This is a genomic window from Lactiplantibacillus brownii, from assembly GCF_031085375.1.
Lineage (GTDB): Bacteria > Bacillota > Bacilli > Lactobacillales > Lactobacillaceae > Lactiplantibacillus > Lactiplantibacillus brownii.
Genome location: NZ_JAVCWF010000001.1, coordinates 2616090 through 2630758 on the forward strand (window position 1 = coordinate 2616090; position 14669 = coordinate 2630758).

18 protein-coding genes are annotated in these 14669 nt (G+C 42.9%); 4 read left to right on the forward strand and 14 right to left on the reverse strand.

The window, feature by feature from the left end:
* Positions 1–3: 3 nt before the first annotated feature.
* The 7 genes from RA086_RS12230 to RA086_RS12260 form a co-directional block, all read right to left on the reverse strand.
* The gene (locus RA086_RS12230) at positions 4–1101 is read right to left on the reverse strand and encodes an NAD(P)/FAD-dependent oxidoreductase (RefSeq protein WP_308704476.1); all 1098 of its coding nucleotides are present in this window, start codon (positions 1099–1101) and stop codon (positions 4–6) included.
* 6 nt (positions 1102–1107) lie between these two features.
* Positions 1108–1344 carry a hypothetical protein gene (locus RA086_RS12235; protein WP_308704063.1) on the reverse strand — a complete coding sequence of 79 codons (237 nt, stop codon included), beginning with the start codon at positions 1342–1344 and terminating at the stop codon, positions 1108–1110.
* A gap of 6 nt (positions 1345–1350) precedes the next feature.
* Positions 1351–2301, reverse strand: a complete 951-nt coding sequence (gene trxB / locus RA086_RS12240; RefSeq protein WP_308704064.1) for a thioredoxin-disulfide reductase — start codon at positions 2299–2301, stop codon at positions 1351–1353.
* A gap of 16 nt (positions 2302–2317) precedes the next feature.
* Complete coding sequence (locus RA086_RS12245; RefSeq protein WP_308704477.1) at positions 2318–2596, reverse strand: thioredoxin family protein; 279 nt, start codon at positions 2594–2596, stop codon at positions 2318–2320.
* A 186-nt stretch (positions 2597–2782) separates the two neighbouring features.
* The gene (locus tag RA086_RS12250; RefSeq protein ID WP_308704065.1) at positions 2783–3436 is read right to left on the reverse strand and encodes an ArsR/SmtB family transcription factor; all 654 of its coding nucleotides are present in this window, start codon (positions 3434–3436) and stop codon (positions 2783–2785) included.
* Between the two features lie 570 nt (positions 3437–4006).
* The gene (locus RA086_RS12255) at positions 4007–4468 is read right to left on the reverse strand and encodes an ester cyclase (RefSeq protein ID WP_308704066.1); all 462 of its coding nucleotides are present in this window, start codon (positions 4466–4468) and stop codon (positions 4007–4009) included.
* A 112-nt stretch (positions 4469–4580) separates the two neighbouring features.
* Positions 4581–4901: an ArsR/SmtB family transcription factor gene (locus tag RA086_RS12260; RefSeq protein ID WP_308704067.1), complete on the reverse strand. Its 321-nt coding sequence runs from the start codon at positions 4899–4901 to the stop codon at positions 4581–4583.
* 60 nt (positions 4902–4961) lie between these two features.
* Between RA086_RS12260 and RA086_RS12265 the strand changes: the two genes are divergently transcribed.
* Positions 4962–5819, forward strand: coding sequence for an arginase family protein (locus RA086_RS12265; RefSeq protein ID WP_308704068.1), 858 nt, complete (start codon positions 4962–4964; stop codon positions 5817–5819).
* Positions 5820–6484: 665 nt separating this feature from the next.
* Here RA086_RS12265 and RA086_RS12270 read toward each other — a convergent pair.
* Positions 6485–7849: an ATP-binding protein gene (locus tag RA086_RS12270; protein ID WP_308704069.1), complete on the reverse strand. Its 1365-nt coding sequence runs from the start codon at positions 7847–7849 to the stop codon at positions 6485–6487.
* A gap of 274 nt (positions 7850–8123) precedes the next feature.
* Complete coding sequence (locus RA086_RS12275; RefSeq protein ID WP_308704070.1) at positions 8124–8780, reverse strand: FMN-dependent NADH-azoreductase; 657 nt, start codon at positions 8778–8780, stop codon at positions 8124–8126.
* Positions 8781–8880: 100 nt separating this feature from the next.
* Here RA086_RS12275 and RA086_RS12280 point away from each other — a divergent pair, with 100 nt between their 5' ends.
* Positions 8881–9810 (forward strand): helix-turn-helix transcriptional regulator, encoded by a 930-nt coding sequence (locus tag RA086_RS12280; protein ID WP_308704071.1) that lies wholly within the window; start codon positions 8881–8883, stop codon positions 9808–9810.
* 169 nt (positions 9811–9979) lie between these two features.
* Here RA086_RS12280 and trxA read toward each other — a convergent pair whose 3' ends face one another.
* The 3 genes from trxA to RA086_RS12295 form a co-directional block, all read right to left on the reverse strand.
* On the reverse strand, positions 9980–10234 hold the full coding sequence (gene trxA / locus RA086_RS12285) for a thioredoxin (protein ID WP_308704478.1): 255 nt from the start codon (positions 10232–10234) through the stop codon (positions 9980–9982).
* Positions 10235–10454: 220 nt separating this feature from the next.
* The gene (locus RA086_RS12290) at positions 10455–11816 is read right to left on the reverse strand and encodes an MFS transporter (protein ID WP_308704479.1); all 1362 of its coding nucleotides are present in this window, start codon (positions 11814–11816) and stop codon (positions 10455–10457) included.
* A 145-nt stretch (positions 11817–11961) separates the two neighbouring features.
* Positions 11962–12249 (reverse strand): ArsR/SmtB family transcription factor, encoded by a 288-nt coding sequence (locus RA086_RS12295; protein WP_308704072.1) that lies wholly within the window; start codon positions 12247–12249, stop codon positions 11962–11964.
* Between the two features lie 302 nt (positions 12250–12551).
* Here RA086_RS12295 and RA086_RS12300 point away from each other — a divergent pair, with 302 nt between their 5' ends.
* Positions 12552–13112 (forward strand): TetR/AcrR family transcriptional regulator, encoded by a 561-nt coding sequence (locus RA086_RS12300; protein ID WP_308704073.1) that lies wholly within the window; start codon positions 12552–12554, stop codon positions 13110–13112.
* A 5-nt stretch (positions 13113–13117) separates the two neighbouring features.
* Entirely contained in the window at positions 13118–13711 is a 594-nt protein-coding gene (locus RA086_RS12305; protein WP_308704074.1) for an NAD(P)H-dependent oxidoreductase, read from the forward strand.
* Positions 13712–14010: 299 nt separating this feature from the next.
* Here the strand turns inward: RA086_RS12305 and RA086_RS12310 are convergent, their stop codons facing one another.
* Together RA086_RS12310 and RA086_RS12315 are read right to left on the reverse strand one after the other, a co-directional pair.
* A complete protein-coding gene (locus tag RA086_RS12310; protein ID WP_308704075.1) occupies positions 14011–14262 on the reverse strand; it encodes a hypothetical protein in 252 nt (83 codons plus the stop codon).
* Between the two features lie 128 nt (positions 14263–14390).
* On the reverse strand, positions 14391–14606 hold the full coding sequence (locus tag RA086_RS12315; protein ID WP_308704076.1) for a hypothetical protein: 216 nt from the start codon (positions 14604–14606) through the stop codon (positions 14391–14393).
* Positions 14607–14669 lie beyond the last annotated feature (63 nt).

The following is a 14669-nucleotide window of genomic DNA, read 5'->3' on the forward strand; positions in this document are numbered from 1 at the left end:
AAGTTACTGACCAGCTAAATCATGAACCTTATATGCCAATGATGGGAATACTGGGATGGCCACTTGATGCCACGCCTTTTTAGTCGTGTTTGACCCAATTATATCCACAAAATTATTAATATCATCTACCGCAGTCTGACTGACTTCCGCGGCGCCAACGAGCTGTTCCCGTTGATTAAAAATTAAGGCGAGCTTAGCTTCCATATCGTTGGTCCCAACATAGGCATGGGCCGTTTTAGCTAGATCGTATTCTTTAACCTGATAATCATCACTACTTTGAGCTTCCTCTAGGCTTACCCCAACTTGGGCAATCTGAGGAAAGGTAAAGGCTGCCGTAGCAACTACTGGATAATCTAACTTGCCAGTGACTTGCTGCGTTAAATACGCGCTCAAATATTTTCCTTCATAGTGCGCCGTTGAGGTTAACTTAGGCACTCGTTTCTTAGCAACATCACCTAACGCATACACACCAGTAACGTTGGTTTCAAAATGATCATTAACGATAATCCCTGCTCGATCATAATCGATTCCGGCAGCGGCTAAATTCAGTTTTTCAACGTTGGGCACACGGCCACTAGTATCAACAACCATGTCAGTATCAAGTTTTAAACCTTGCGCTGTCGTAACTTGATAACCCGCTGTGAGCTTTTCGACTTTGGCAACTGCCTGTCCAAAGTGAAAGTTAACGCCCTGTGCACGCATTTCGGCCATGACAATTGCAACGTGTTCCGCATTAAAGGCCTTTAGTGGTCGTTCTGCAAATTCAACAATGTCAACCACTGACCCAGCCGAATTTAGCATTGTAGCTAGTTCCATGCTTACAAAGCCACCGCCAATAAAAGTCACGCGTTTTGGTAAAACTTCCATATTAAAAACATCATCACTGCTCAACGTGTACTCACTACCGGTAATTGGCAATTTGTTAGGTTGTTGGCCCGTGGCGATCATAATATTTGTAGCTTGGTAGCTTTCACCGTTAATTTTCAAGACATGCGCACTAACAAACTCAGCCGTGCCATGAACCGTTTCCGCGCCCAGTGCTTGGTACCCCTTGACTGAATCAGTAGGATAAGGTGCAAAAACTGCTTTTTTTCGTTGAATAAGCTGTTACCAATTTAAAGTTGCTGGCGAGTCAACACCTAAGTTTTGTAATTTTTGCGAAGTTAGGGCGGCAGTGACCGCGCCTTCTAAGAATATCTTAGGTTCACAACCACGATTGGGGCAAACGCCACCGAAATCTTGGTTCTCCACAACTAATACTTTTTTATGCGCCGCGGTTAATCCAGGTACCATTGTAAAAGCAACGGGACCACTACCAATGATAATATCATCGTACATTTTCATCCTAAATTACGCCTTACTTTCTGTGACTGACTTTAGACTTTCCAAATAATTAAATGCTTCCTGACCGGCAATTCCAGCATCACCAACGGCTGTCGTGATTTGACGTAACTTCTTTTCTCTGACATCACCGATCGCAAAAACACCAGGAATTTTAGTCGCCATACTGTCATTCGTTGGAATCCAGCCCGCTTCGTTAGTGAGCCCTAATTCTTTAAAGGGTTCGGTCATCGGGTGAGCCCCAACATAGATGAATACGCCATCACTTGGGACGGTTTCAGTCGTCCCGGTTTGCTTGTCCTGCACAACCACCCCAGTGACCTTCTTACCATCACCAATAATTTCTTTCACCTGGCTATGCCATGTAAAAGCCATTTTGTCATTAGCAAAGGCGCGTTGTTGCAAGATTTGCTGCGCTCGTAACTGATCGCGGCGATGAATGACATTGACACCCGTTGTCAGATTTGCTAAATACATGCCTTCTTCTACGGCTGAATCACCACCACCGATAACCGTCACGGCTTTGTTTTTATAAAAAGCCCCGTCACATACCGCACAGTACGAGACGCCCCGGCCACTGTACTGTTCTTCACCGGTTACCCCTAATTTTCGGCTTTCAGATCCGGTTGCAATAATAACTGCACGGGCCGTTAGTTCTTCACTATCCGTTTTTATCCGCTTGAGACCAGTTGTCGCATCCACTGTCATTGTCTCGACGTTGCCATAAACCAATTCAGCACCAAACTGTGTTGCGCTATGGTACATCTGTTCAGCTAGTTCTGGACCTAAGATTGAAGTGAATCCGGGATAATTTTCAATAGCCGCTGTATTGTTCATTTGACCGCCGTAAATACCGCGGTCTAGCATAGCTACTTTTAAATTTGCTCGCGAAGCATATAGCGCAGCCGTCATCCCACCCGGACCAGCACCAATCACGATCACATCATATGGCTCTTTCATACAACCCGCCTCCGTTTCAAAGATAATAACTAATTAATGTTTTTAGTTGCTCATTGGTCATGTAACCAGTTGCCGTATACAGCACCTTCTGGTCACGTTTAATCACGAAACTTGGGACGGTCATTAATTGGTATTTCGTAACCAACTCAGGAACCTCATCGCGGTCAAATTGGCGCAATTGTAATTGGCTCTGAAATTTGGCTGTAAGCTGCTCAATTATTGGTTGTTCGGTATAACACTGAGCGCACCACTTCGCTTTAAAATACAATAACTGCAATTTGGGCGATTTTACCATTGCCAATTAAGTCATCTCATTTCGTTTGTCATTTTTACATTCAATCAATCAATTGAATGATAATAATATAGCATGCTTATTTTTAATCGTCAACAGTTTTGCTTACTTTTTATTAGTGACTAAAATCAACCCCAACAAAAAAGCCGCTACTATCAAGACTTTTCTCCTGATAATAGCGGCTAAAATTTATTTAATTGCTTGTTGCCAATCGTAGTAACTCTCATTCAAGCTATAAGCGTGGTATCCCTGTTCATTCAATTCGTGAGTCGCCATATTTGCATAGGCACATAACGACCCCCGACAATAAACAATTATTTCTTGGTCTTTTGACAGTTGCGTGACCCGCGCTTGCAGATCATCAATTGGAATGTTTTCTGCCTGATCAATATGACCATGGCTGTATTCTGACTCCGGACGGACATCCAGTAGGACCACGTTACCCTGCTTCATTTTTTCCAAGGTCTCTGGTAACGTGATGCTCTCAATTTGTTCCGAACGGTTAAAATCAGCTTGGATCTGGCGGATTGCTGACAATTGTTCCTCGCCAACATCACGCAATAGATAAAATAACGCGACAACTTTATTCGTCGCCAACGTATAATAGACGAATTTACCTGATTTTTGACGAGCTACCAGGTTCCCTTCACGCAAAACTTGTAGATGACGCGAGGTATTCGCAATGCTCATCTTAGACTCAGTTGAAATGGCTTCGACCGTTTTGGGCCCCTGTGCCAGTAAATCCATAATTTCCAATCGGCGTTCGCTAGAAAGGCTCTTCCCGACCTTTGCCAATTCACCATACAGGCTATCTTTATAATTTATTGCGGTTGCATTTAGCATTCTTTCACCACCCTATATTGCTTGCTGTTATTTTTTGTCAGCTTAGCGTAATTAGTTTCGCTAGTCAATAATTTGTCTTCTGAGCTGAACCATTCGCGCTTAATAAAATAACTATTTTAGTCTAATTGAGCATACCAGTTTTCAAATTAATAGTCACAGTTATCCTGTTGTGTTTAAAAAAAGAGAGTGGCCTTAACCACCCCTTTAAATCGATCTATTTACTTAGCAACAAACTGATTCTTAGCCAATATATCCCGGGTCAGTTGGCGCATATACCGTGATAGATCATGCTTAATTTTAGTCGTGTCGATATCATCGCGGTTCCTAATCTAACCACTCGGAGTTTCAAATTTCCTTGGCAACCAAATTTCTGAGCACTCCTGTGCGTAACGCTTATACCGAAATAGTTATCCCCTTGTAGATAACCAGATAACCGGCCAACCTTTATTCACATATCCCCAGCTTTCTTAAAGAATCGGGGATAAGTCGGTAATACCTTTTATCACTCATCTCAAAGGAACCGGCCGAGGCTTGTTCTTCTAAATCAGCTCATTTTTCGCCAACAACCACCTAAACGAGTTTGTGACCCAATTCTTGCGCAACCCGTAGTTCATCAATCATATACCACATTTCCTGAATTTTCCCGTCTTTATTGAACTTAAAGATACCAATTTCATCCCATTCAATCCGCTTATTAGTTGCAGGCATCTTAGTAAAGGTCCCACTATGCAAAACGTTGTAATGAAAGTGAGCAATAACTTGATTATCTTCAGCAACAATTGACACTACCCGTACTTTTTGATCACTTAATGCCGCGTGCAACACATCCCAACCATCCCGCATCCAATCCATGAAGTTACCATCTTGAGGGATAGCATCGCCCGTTGCCTGATATAAAGAGGCAAAACCAGCACGATGGGTCACAGCACTTGTAGCCACCAAATCTTTAACAGTTGCAACATCATTGTTCACCAGCGCATCCACGATTAATTTTTCTACGATTGTTTTATTTTCCTTATTTGTATTCATCATAAAATCCTCCATTTAATTTATTAAAGTCGTATCAATATTACTTATATTTATCGTCCGTTCTACATATCGCAAATTGTAGATGCATAGGCTTAAAAATAAGAGAAGAGTTAGCTTATAACTCTTCTCTTATTTGTGACCTTAAACTTTGAATGCCGGCCTCATTACGACGATAATACGTCCATTTGCCATGGCGCTCTGAAACTAACAAATCACATTTTTCCATCATTGATAAGTAACTTGAAACAGTTGATTGTGCTAACCCAGCTTTCTTGACCAAATCCTGAACACAAATTCCTCCTCTTTCGGTCATCATAAAGCGTACTGTCTCACAAGAAACCGAGGTAATTTCTTCTTCTGGATTCTTAAGCCACTTAAGAATGTCTAAACGTGTCTGGTTCGACAAAGCTTTAAAAACATTGACATTTAATATCATGAAGATTATTATATCGTTATATTTCGATATGTCAACATATAAACTTTTGGAGGTCTTATTTTGGAAAAAGAAACGCTAGAACTACTCTTACCGCAATGGCAAGGTGGCAATAATCCTGATTATCAGATTGGCAATGAAATATTAGCAGCAATTGTCCCCCACGGACAAAATATTGAACGACTCAAAGTCCCAGTTGCAACCACGCCTCTGCCTGATCAGAATCAGGGTATTGATGGCGAAACTGCCTTACTGACACAGTTTCAAATAACGACTGATATTTTAAAACTTCAGCAACCTCGTCGTGTAATTACTTTAGGTGGAGACTGTTCCATTTCAGAGGCTCCCTTTGACTATTTAAACGGGCACTATGACCGACTTGGTATCATTTGGTTAGATGTACATCCCGATGTTTCTAATCTCAGCAATTCACACCATCTTCACGAAATGGTCCTAGCTAATCTACTAAATGCTGGTGCCCCTGTATTTAACGAACAAGTTAAAAATCATGTTGACCCCAGTCACGTCATGCTTGCCGGGCTTAAATATGATGAACTACGACCAATGGATCAAACCGTTAATGAGTTATCCTTAAATTATGCAACGCCCGATGACTTAGCAAAAGATAATCAGATTATTTCGAATTGGATCGCCACAAACAACATTCAACATGTCGCTGTTCATTGGGATCTAGATGTCTTAAATCCTGATGACTTTCGCTCTATTTATCCCGGACAGCCCCATACCAACCCGGATAACTTTCCGGCCGCCGTTGGTAATATGACTTTAAAGCAAGTTTTTTCATTACTAAACATGATTGGGCTACAAAATGACTTAGTCGGATTAAGCATTGCTGAGCATATGCCATGGGACGCCATCAACCTTCGAAATGGTTTGTCAGACCTTGCCATTTTTAAATGAAAAGTTGTCACATTAATGAACAAATAAGTCTCGACCAAGACTGCCCATCACCCGCGCTATTTGGATAACTAAAGTAATTGCTAGTCCTGCACTTTTTCTTGTAATTAGCGCCGTGGCATCACACACTGATTTATCCCCACTTTCTTTGAGTGACTGCTCAAGAGATCTTTGGCTGGTCGCTAGTGGGAGCCGCGGTACAAACAATGCTCAGCATTTCAGCCTATAAATACTATCAGTATCTCTTAAAACAGCAGTCGAAGTAATCCAAAATGAGCAATTTTTATGGAATGCTTTGCTTGAAAACTCATAAATTAAAATCGGTTACGAAAAATTCAAGGATTTTTCCGTAACCGATTTTTAATTCGAAACGTCTCTGACCCAAAAATCCAACAGCAACCTAAATCGACTAAGGAAGTTACACCAAAGGGAGATATTTAAGACGATTATTGATATTCTGACCATCAAACAACTCTGAATCCACTTGTTCTTCCTAAAAAAAGCAGGTCAATCACAATTCGTAGTCCTACAAAGTCAGCAATATCAAAGCTAACAATAAATTATTCGAATAATTCTTGTATCAAAAGCACCATGTAAATATGCGCAATTACATAGCATGCTTCTATCTCCCGGTATCTCCCGGTATCTCCCGGTATCTCCCGGTATATTTATTTGCTAAGAATTAGATGAGCCAGTACATATCTTGTTGCGCGGCCTACACCAACCTTTTTCAAGATATTGGCGTCAACCAGTTGTTTTAAATATATATTAGCTTGTGTCCCTTTTACTTCCAGAAGCAATTCAACAGTTGCTCTAGTAATGTATGAATGGTCCTTTAAATATTCAACAATCTGTCCTTGCTTATCCACAACTTCCTTGACTGTTCCTGAATCGTCTATCGCTATAACGTTAGGAAATGCTGGCTTAGACAATTGTTTGCCATAATTTAAATTTGGTAGACTAACTTTTACAAAATCCTCACTAGTTTTGAATTCTGGTTTTTTATCTTCATCCGCATAACTGCTCAAAATTCTTCTAATTCCCGTCCCATAATCCTCAATATACTTCAACTTATTAAGAACCTTGACCACCTGGGGATTTCTAGGAAGTGTTTGTCCTGCCAAAACTGCTTTTAATTTCATTCCACCCGGCAAGGGGCCCGGAGACATAATAGTCAATCGGTCGTCAAAAATCTCAATTTGGACAGGAGATTTACTAAAGTAAGAGCGATGTACAATCGCATTAATTACTGATTCACGAATCGCCACACTAGGATAGCTTCTCTTTTCGTCTCTCATCGGTTGCCCAGTAATCCGTGCTGACAAGGAATTATTAAGGCTGATAAATGTTAAAATATCGTCAATTTGCTTTGGCAAACAGCCACTAAACTTTCGTCGATCTTTAAACTGATCAACTGTTACACCATCAAAAATGGCAACTTTTACTGAAAAATAGTTTTGACTACTCATGAGGAAAGCAACATTCGTGAATAGGCCTTGCGGGTTTAAGAACCCTAAAGCCTTAGCTTTAAAGTTGATTTTTTCCCGTTCAAAGACGCTTTTAATTTCATCCAATTTCAGATCTTGCATGGGCGATTCTGTGGCATCAAATGAACTTAAGTCCTGAAGTACCATCATCTTAGTAACACGTTCTTGGGAGGCTTTGACCGATTCTGAACCATTCCTGACGTATGCCCTGCCATCTAAGAAATACGGCTTAGCCTCTCCCGGATGAACCTCAATGCAGAAAAGTTTTTGCCCAGTCCACACGTGTACAGCACCCACAGGGCTCGGGTAATAGGTTGGACTGGATAGCCAGCGTCCCACTTGTTCTTCAACCGCATGCTTCTCATCATCAGTATAGATATGTGTGACTTTACGACTAACATCATTCACGCCAAAGTAAATATAAGCTGTTTGTGTACCATTTAGAAAAGCAGCAATTTCCTTTTTACACTTTTCATTGAATACTTCCTTATATTCTATAGATTCATTCTCTATTGGAAATGGTTGTATATCATCAAGACTCAGCACATGTGCCACCTCGTTTTTATATTCCTTTATTCAATCAAATAACTCAGCAATAACTAAATCATTCTGGTGAGAAATTTTCTGAAACGTGTACTATAAAAACTAAATCTACTTTAAGTATACAGCTTTCATAACAATACATATGACTAAAAAGAGATGGCATTAACCATCCCTTTTAAATCAATCAATGTTGCTTAGTAACTTCATACTTTTGATCCAGCTACAAGTCGGCAATAAGCTAGTCTTGTGTCAGGTATGTTAGTGATTAATTAAGCCATCACCGTTGTCGCTGATAAAATTTGGGAAAAGCCGCCGTCAATTCAGCATGCCCATCTCTAACCGCCTGGCTAATATCGACGCCCTGTGTCTGAGTGCCTTGAATCCGAACCATGTAAAAGGCGTCAAAGCCCATAATTTCAGTAAACATTTTATCCAAGTACATCCGTGAAAATTCCATCGGTGTGTAGCGGTCATTCCGAGTATAAATTGAGCCGCTAGCTTGTAACAACATGACTTTATAATCGTCCGTCATCAAGCCCACTGAACCAGCTTCCGTGTACCGAAACGTTTCTCGCGCCACTAAAATATTATCCATATAATCTTTTAGCTTCGACGTCACGTTAAAGTTATGCAGTGGTGTGGCGATGACGATACGGTGATGCGATTTAAATTGTGCCAGTAACCGCTGATTAAGGTCATAAACATGTTGCTCTGTAGCGCTCAAGCTAACATGTGCTGCTTGCTTTTCCCACACACCCAGCAATTCTGCCGTCGTGGCCCGCGGAATTTCGGTATCATATAGGTTCAAAACATCGACTGTCTCGCTGGGGAAAGCCGCCCGAAACTGTGCTAAAAAATCCTGTGCCATTTGAATAGAGTAGTGAGCAGCGTTACGAAAATCAGGGTGGGCATTAATCAGTAAAGTTTTCATCATTAGTCAGTCCTCATTTCTTTTATCTTTCAACAAGGTCTATACTAACTGTTAAAGGTGCCAAGTGCCGTCACCATTGAAAACTATTTGCGGAGGAATTTAAATGGACCGATCTGAACGTTTAAACCAAGAGTTGATTTTCTTAAGCTACAAAAACGAGTTCCACGTCAACGACTTAATGGCCGCTTTTGACATTTCCAAACGCACCGCTCTGCGTGACATTCAATCCTTAGAACAGTTAGGACTTACCTTTTACGTCGAACCCGGCCGTTACGGCGGTTATAAACTGACTAAACGCCAACTATGGGTTCCCGTATTATTAAATATTCAAGAGATCAACGCGCTCTTTTTTGCCATCAAAGCACTAAGTTTATTATCAGCGACCCCTTTCGAGAAATCTTACACCACGATTTATCAGAAGCTCATGGCCACCTTACCCTTGGCTGAACAACAAAAAGTGACCCGTTTGCAGGAAGTCGTTAACTACTATACGATTCCTAATCTCGATGGGCCTAAACTTTTGCGACCACTGTTAAGCGCCATTTTGAACGAAACTGTGGTCACTCTGCAGCTGAAGGCCTCCAAAATGCCTCAGCGATTTCAGTTATTCGATCTACTTTTCCGTAACGGTGTTTGGTTCGTCAGTGGTGTTAACCTCACGACCCAGAACTGGGAAATCATTCGTTGCGATACGGTGACTGCCCTCACCGAAACCGATCAACCGGCCCAGCTCAGCTATGAAGCTCTCAAGCAACGCCAAACGACCTATGACCAACAACATCACGATATTGCGTATCGGTGCAAACTCACCCCACATGGTCGTGAAATTGTGCAGCGTAACCACTATGCAAACATGCAACTTGAATCTATTGACGGTCAGGACTATTTGTATGGTGGCTACAACCAAGATGAGTATGACTACATGATTCAATATTTATTGGCTCTCGGAACCAATGTTCAAATTTTAGCGCCTGAAGCTTTGCAAACCGGGTATTTAGCGGCTATTGATAGGATCAGGGACATGTACCGCTGAAAGGTGCAGCCCATAATTAAAATTGTCAAAAATCCCTCCGCGATAGTTAGATAAGTGATAACATTTCGTCTAACTATCGCAGAGGGATCATAACATCTAGCACATTTCTAAATGAAGCCCGTGTCAGAAACCAATCTGCACTATTCTGTTTTTTAATGTATAGATAACTTTAGTCAACGTATTGGTTTAAAACTGCTGCCAACTGATCTTTCATGTGTAAGCCGACCAACTGTTCAACAACCTTGCCATCCTTCTTAACAATCAGAGTTGGAATCGACATGATTCGAAAAGCCGTCGATGTTTCCGGATTAGCGTCCACATCTAACTTGGTAAACTTAACCTTATCGCCCATTTCGGCATCTAATTCTTCAACTACGGGTCCTTGCATTTTACATGGTGGACACCAAGTTGCCCAGAAATCGATTAGGGCACTTCAATTATGACATTTCTGAAAACTCATTTTGATTTTGTCCCAGCCCTATTTCCTTTACCCTAGTTTATCGGCTCAGTTTCATCAGCTACTAGCGTCAATTTTAAAATGAACTGTGTCGTCGTCATCAGACAGCGCTATTGAAAATCCAGTCGTGAATATTTGATAACCTATTTGACTCCGTTCGATAACTGGGTATTCCCAACTACCAAGCTCACGCCACCGGTTTAACCGCCAATTTGCGCGCGCCAACAATACCAAGTAACGAGAGTGCGGCCGTCTCCACCATGGTGGCCTGAAACCCGCTCGCAAAAGTTGGGCCAGCAAACTGGTAAAAGCTTATAACTGCAAAGGTCGTTCCTAAGGCACCCCCTAATAGCCGAAAGACGTTATAGATCCCAGAAGCTTTCCCAATAGCTACTTTGGGAACGGCGCCAATGACGGCTTTTTGTAAGGCCGGTCCCGCCATTGATAATCCGACCCCCGCTAGCATTAGCGGCAGCACTAACCAACCGTACGACCGGTGCACAAATCCTGCAATCAGCAGGTAGCCCATTCCCTGAAACAACAATCCAATCATCGCAATTTGACGCTCGCCAAACCGGTCGACCGCCCGGCCCGCAAACGGCGCGACCACGACCAGCGTTCCCGTCCAGGGTAAAAGTTCCAGACCAGCCATTAACGCCGTTGCCCGCGCACTGGCCTGCAAGTACTGGGGAAAAAAGAACACCACGCCGTACATCGATCCGTAAAGGCAGGCCGTTGCTAGATTGCCACCCGTAAAAGTTGCTTTACGAAAAAAGCTCAGCGGAATCATCGGCAGTGCTTCGTGGGCTTGGCGATAAAGTAACCAGCCGCCACCAAGCAAGCTGGTCATCCCAATCAGTAGCGGCCATTTAAGTCGTGCGCCCCCCGTACCACTAGTCATCACCGACAGTGCCCAAATGAGACCCGTCGACGTCCCAATCATCAAGCCGTTATCAATCAGATTAAGCGGCTCGTTTTGACCCCGACTTTCTGGCAAATAGCGTCTGGATAACAGGATGGCGAACACCCCCACCGGAACGTTGATCCAAAAGATCCACTGCCAAGCAAATTGAGCCACAATCAAGCCGCCCAAAGACGGGCCAACAATTAGGGCCAGACCACCGATGCCACCCCAAATTCCTAGTGCGCGTCCCCGCTGGTTATCCGGTAGCGCGGCGCTTAGAATTGCCATTGACATGGGGGTCATGACGGACGCGCCCACCCCCTCAACGATACGGGCAAGAATCAGCCAGTTAATATTTGTGGATAGCGCGCAGAGAACGGAACCCACCGTAAAAATCAACAGTCCCCAATTATAGATTCGGCGTCGGCCCCACCGTTCACCAAACGTAACCCCAACTAGCAAAACCGCCGCAATGGTAATGTTGTACGCGTTTAAAGCCCACTGCAATGATCTAACTGAAATTTGAAACTCCGTTCGAATGGCCGTGGAAGCCGTGGTGACGATCATCGCATCCATCATCGCCATGAAAAAGCCTAACGATGTCAGCGCCAAAACCCACTTAGTACGTCTACCTTGCTCTACCATTTCCAATATTATTCCCCCTAAGTGTCTTAGAATATAGTTCAAAGTATTTTGAACTATATAACCATATCATTACCGTATTATACTGACAAGCCTTTGCAGCAAAAAAGAGCATCCCAACTGGTCTGCTCTCCACTGGTCTAATAACCTATAAGTCTTGCCAGAACTGAATCAAGTACTGGTCAAAAGTTGCCCGGTCTAACGCCACGTATTTTTCGCGTGCGACTTTATGGGTGGTGATCAATCCCGCCGCTTGCAAAATTTTAAAGTGATAGGAACCGGACGTCTTGCCAATCTGCATCGCGCGGTCCACTTCACCGCAAGAAACGCCATGGTCGAGCTGATTTAAGTAACGAATAATCTCCAATCGAATCGGATCAGCTAACGCTTTAAACACCTTGACCCGTGCTTGGGTCGTTTCAGTTTGTTTTGTCATACTCTCATCCTACTAAAATTAGCGTTTAAAGCAAGTCTTAATTCCTGTTAAAATAATGACCGCCTTAACATAATGACTGATGCTCGCACGCTTATTTTGTGGCCGCCATCTTAAACCCAATATTCCGGGTCCCCATCTTGGGATGATTATTTTAAGACGCCGTTAATTTATTCCCCGCGCCAACTCGGCGACTTCCTCAAAACGAACCCTATCCGCTAGTCTCAACTGACTTGACACGTTGGATAACAGTGTTATCATTTATTTAAGATAACACTGTTATCCAACGTGGAAGGAGCTCTTTTATGACGCAACTCATGATGCCCACCAATCAACAAATTATCAACGAAGCCATTCGCCAGATTCATGCCGATGGTTATGAAAAAATTTCACTGAGACAGCTTGCCAAACAAGTTGGTCTAACGACTGGTGCGTTCTATAAACATTTTAATAGCAAAGCCGCATTATTCAAAGAGGTGACCGTTATTCTTTCGGGGGATTTAGCAACTGAAGTCACACCCCGTTTAGATTTAAGTGCGTCACCGCAGTCCCAACTGCTGCAAATGGCCGACTGGTTAATGCAAAAATTCCAAACGGACGCACATACGATGGACTTTTTGTTCTTTAATCCGGTCGCCCAACGGCTCCTGAGTCATCCCGCAGCATCCGATCAGTTCAGCTTTTACCAACTGACCACCGGGCTGATTGACCAGTTGAAGCCACAATATCCCAAGCTCGACTCGCAACGCCTGTTTATTCAAATTTGGGCCTTTATCCAGGGATACGGCCTCTTGATCATCAAACGAGTCGTTCCCTATGAACCAGACCTATTATCGTCAACCTTAACTGCCCTCCTGAAAGCGTGAAAAAATTGTCCAACACCCTTATTATTTATTGCCATCCGTATGATAAAAGCTTTAGCCACGCCGTTTTGTCCGAAGCGCTGAAACCACTGGCCCACAATCAAACTGGGTATCGCTTACTTGATTTATACGCCGACAACTTTAATCCGATCTATGATGAACAAGAACTGCAATTATACGCATCCGGCGCCACCACCGATCCCTTGGTCACGCGATACTTGGCCGCACTAAAAGAAGCTGACCAACTGATTATCATTACCCCCATCTGGTGGAACGACCTTCCGGCAATGCTGAAAGGTTTCTTTGATAAAGTCATGAAGCGAGGGCCCGAACTGGCCTATACGTCAACCAGTCGGGGCGTAGCTGGCCATCTTGACAACATCAAATCAGCACTAGTCTTGACCACTTCCACCTCGCCAACGGTTTATCAGCGCCTATTCTGTGGTGACGCAATCAAGCGGATTCTAATTGGCGCCACCCTCAAACAACTGGGCATTCAAAATGTTAAATGGCACAACTTCGGTGGCATCACGGCCGCTACGGTAGAAAAACGGCGCACCTATTTGACCCACGTTGGTCAGTGGGTCAATCGACTATCCTAAATCACCACCAAATAAATCGGGTGCTGGTTGTAAATCAAAAATCACGATCAAATTCTAATTGTGGATAGAATTTGATCGTAATTGTTTTTTTGACTATTTTGGGGACTCCGTGAATAGATTGGAAATGTTTAGTTTATCAACATGTTAAAAAATTCTGGTATATTCTCAAAAATTGTAATAGTGCATCTACGAAAGACCACAACAATCACTAAAAGACGTATTTTCCATGAAATATGAATAAACTGGGACGTGCTAAAAAAAAAAGAGACGACCGTAGCCATCCCTTCCAATCAATCTATTTACTTAGCTACTTCATGATTCTCATCCAGCATATATTGGAATTCAATGGTTCCACTCAGCAAGTCAGCTTTGAACAAGCCTTGCGTCCCGTTATTTTCATCGGACATGACGACAAAGTAACTGGCACCCTCATCTTCATCCACAACGTGCTGGAAGCTCACGTATTCGCCCTTAAAACCGTTCTTGCGGAACAACCCAATAATCCGGATCATTTCACGCTGTGTTACTTCATTCGCTGCTGTTTCACTCATGCTATTTAAATACCCCTTATCAATTCTTTACTAATCTCAAGCCATCTCTATCGGTGGTGCGGGAGGCCCAGGAGGTGAAATTTCAACCGATGGCCGAGCCTACTTAAATCTTAACTACTAGCGTCCAACTAGTGACCACTACCGGCCTTCAATTCAGCTAGCTTCTCTTCAATCAACTGATTCGCGATGCTAAAAGCTTTTAGTCGGCGTTTGGCAAAAGTCAGTTGAGACTTATACCGTGACGGATCGTCTTTAGCTTCAAAAGTCTTCTCGACTTCACGGATCTTATGCAAGGTCGAATCAATTTGCCGTTTAGCTTCTAATAACTCAGCTTCATCGTACATGTAAAACCCCCTCGATTTTCAGAAAGTTATTTTGACTAATTAAAAAAGTCCCCTGGGCCAAAA

Bases quoted from the DNA above. Each gene is read 5' to 3' on its own strand.
- trxB (WP_308704064.1), bottom strand. From the start codon at position 2,301: ATGAAAGAGCCATATGATGTGATCGTGATTGGTGCTGGTCCGGGTGGG.
- RA086_RS12280 (WP_308704071.1), top strand. From the start codon at position 8,881: ATGGACCGATCTGAACGTTTAAACCAAGAGTTGATTTTCTTAAGCTAC.
- RA086_RS12310 (WP_308704075.1), bottom strand. From the start codon at position 14,262: ATGAGTGAAACAGCAGCGAATGAAGTAACACAGCGTGAAATGATCCGG.
- RA086_RS12290 (WP_308704479.1), bottom strand. From the start codon at position 11,816: ATGGTAGAGCAAGGTAGACGTACTAAGTGGGTTTTGGCGCTGACATCG.
- RA086_RS12250 (WP_308704065.1), bottom strand. From the start codon at position 3,436: ATGCTAAATGCAACCGCAATAAATTATAAAGATAGCCTGTATGGTGAA.
- RA086_RS12315 (WP_308704076.1), bottom strand. From the start codon at position 14,606: ATGTACGATGAAGCTGAGTTATTAGAAGCTAAACGGCAAATTGATTCG.
- RA086_RS12275 (WP_308704070.1), bottom strand. From the start codon at position 8,780: ATGATGAAAACTTTACTGATTAATGCCCACCCTGATTTTCGTAACGCT.
- RA086_RS12255 (WP_308704066.1), bottom strand. From the start codon at position 4,468: ATGATGAATACAAATAAGGAAAATAAAACAATCGTAGAAAAATTAATC.
- RA086_RS12245 (WP_308704477.1), bottom strand. From the start codon at position 2,596: ATGGTAAAATCGCCCAAATTGCAGTTATTGTATTTTAAAGCGAAGTGG.
- RA086_RS12300 (WP_308704073.1), top strand. From the start codon at position 12,552: ATGACGCAACTCATGATGCCCACCAATCAACAAATTATCAACGAAGCC.
- RA086_RS12295 (WP_308704072.1), bottom strand. From the start codon at position 12,249: ATGACAAAACAAACTGAAACGACCCAAGCACGGGTCAAGGTGTTTAAA.
- RA086_RS12235 (WP_308704063.1), bottom strand. From the start codon at position 1,344: ATGAAAATGTACGATGATATTATCATTGGTAGTGGTCCCGTTGCTTTT.
- RA086_RS12260 (WP_308704067.1), bottom strand. From the start codon at position 4,901: ATGATATTAAATGTCAATGTTTTTAAAGCTTTGTCGAACCAGACACGT.